This window comes from Pseudoalteromonas sp. SWYJ118 (assembly GCF_015864505.1).
Taxonomy (GTDB): Bacteria; Pseudomonadota; Gammaproteobacteria; order Enterobacterales; family Alteromonadaceae; genus Pseudoalteromonas; species Pseudoalteromonas arctica.
In genome coordinates, this window is sequence record NZ_JADYXC010000056.1 from 1 (window position 1) to 2,217 (window position 2,217).

General features: G+C 38.7%; 1 pseudogene. It reads left to right on the plus strand.

The window, feature by feature from the left end:
* Window positions 1–121: 121 nt before the first annotated feature.
* Window positions 122–1,561: pseudogene (locus I6F48_RS21115) on the plus strand (alkaline phosphatase D family protein); the annotation flags it as partial.
* Window positions 1,562–2,217 lie beyond the last annotated feature (656 nt).

Consider the following 2,217-nt stretch of genomic DNA (forward strand, 5'->3'; position numbering starts at 1 on the left):
CGATGATCAGGGATTGGTGAAAAATGTTCATTAAAGGCAGATAACATTTGAGACTCCTATGAATTAGAAGCGTATTTGATCACACTTGGCTCAAAATGGAAAGTTCATGATCTTGCCCTGGCGCGCTAATAATAATCAAGGCGCACAATTGTTATTACTGAGCGGTGATCAGGTTTATGCCGATGACGTAGCAGGGCCCATGTTATTAGCTGTTCATCAGTTAATTAAAGCCTTAGGTATTTATAAAGAGCAACCACTTGCCATTGAGCTACCCGCCGACATAAATGAGCAACTTTATAATCGCCATTTGTTTTTACCAAAAACGCCTTGGCAAAAACGCTCAAAGTTAGGTGTGGGTTACTGGCTAAAAAAAGACGAACCTCACTTTTCAAGTGTAAAAGCGTATAACCACCTCATCCACTTTGAAGAATATATAGCACTTTATTTATTAAATTTTAGTGCTGCTGCTTGGCAATGCGTTGATATACAAAACACAACATATTCAGGTCAAAGCGAGCAAAAAAAAACTATTTTTGACGCTGAAAAAACAGCACTGATTGATTATGCAAAAGGCTTAAGTGAAGTAGAGCGGTTGTTTGCCAATGTATCGACGCTAATGATGTTTGACGATCACGATGTAACCGATGATTGGAACCTCACCGCTGGGTGGGAGCAAGCTATAAATGAAAACCCAAGTAGTAAACGGATCATTAATAACGGTTTAATTAGTTATTGGCTTTTCCAAGGGATGGGGAACGATGCACTAAATAAAACAGGCGAGCTACTTACACCTTTCAAGCAAAGCCGTACTGCTAATAATTTATGGCAGTTTAAAGCATTTGATAAACCACTAAACGATTTTAGTTTTTGGCATTACGAGTTAACGACAATACCCAAAGTAGTGGTGCTAGATACGCGTACGCACCGCTGGCGAAATGAGCAAAACTTTAATGAGCCCTCAGGTCTACTTGATTGGGAACGTCTCACTGAGCTTGAGGAAAGCCTATTAAGCCACGACCAAGTTATTATTGTATCGCCAGCTCCCGTGTTTGGTGTTAAATCAATAGAAGCCATTCAAGCCATGTTTAACATATGTGGTCAACCGCTCATGGTTGACGTAGAAAACTGGATGGCGCACGAAGGCTCGGCCAAAAAGTTACTCGATACGTTTAGGCGAACCGATACCCCCAACGAAACGCTAATTTTATCTGGCGACGTACATTACTCATTTTGCTTTTCAGTGCAAAAGCGTTTTGGCGATCATCCCAATCGAATTTGGCAACTTACCGCCAGCGGTATTAAAAACGAGTTCCCGCGTAAATTAATAAACATACTCGATAAACTAGATTCAATTTTATATGGCCCAAAAAGTCCCTTAAACTTTTTTACCAAACGCTGGCACATGGAAGTAGATAAGCACCAAACTATAGGTGAAGGGCAAAAATACTTAGTAAGTGACTCAGCTATTAGTTTAATAACACTAGAGCAAGGGAATTTAGCCCGCTATCAACTTATACACGGTGAAGGGCATTTAACCGAGTTTGATTTAGAAGAACAGTAATTCTTAATCAATAATTAAATAAATTAAAGGCCTATTTGCACAAAGAGAAGCGAAAGAGGAGTAAATGAGAAAACATAATGCCAATCAGAATACAGTTTCGGTGTTCATTCCCTTCTCTAAAAGCGCAGCGCCTCATACCCTCTTAGTGAATAAATTACTAATTACGGAGTAAGGTTGTTAAGAAAGCAACGCTTAATTTATTTAAAAATCAGCTAAAAATCTATTTGCACAAAGAGAAGCGAAAGAGGAGTAAATGAGAAAACATAATGCCAATCAGGATACAGTTTCGGCTTTATTTCCTTCTCTAAAAGCGCAGCGCCTCTTAGACTCTTAGTGAATAAATCACTTATAACGGGTACGCTTGTTACGAAAGCCAAGCTTAAATTATTTAATCTATTCACCAATAAATCAATTAAAGATCTATTTGCACAAAGAGAAGCGAAAGAGAAGTAAATGAGAAGACACAATGCCAATCAGAATACAGTTTCGGTGTTTATTTTCTGCTCTAAAAGCGCAGCGCCTCATAACCTCTTTGTCGGAGTTTTTCAAGTTAGTTGTCGCATCAAATTAAATTTTATGCCGCCCGCATTGCTTCTTTTTTCTCTGGATTTAAATTTACTTCATTGATCATCGTCCAATCTCGAGACTTTCCTGAC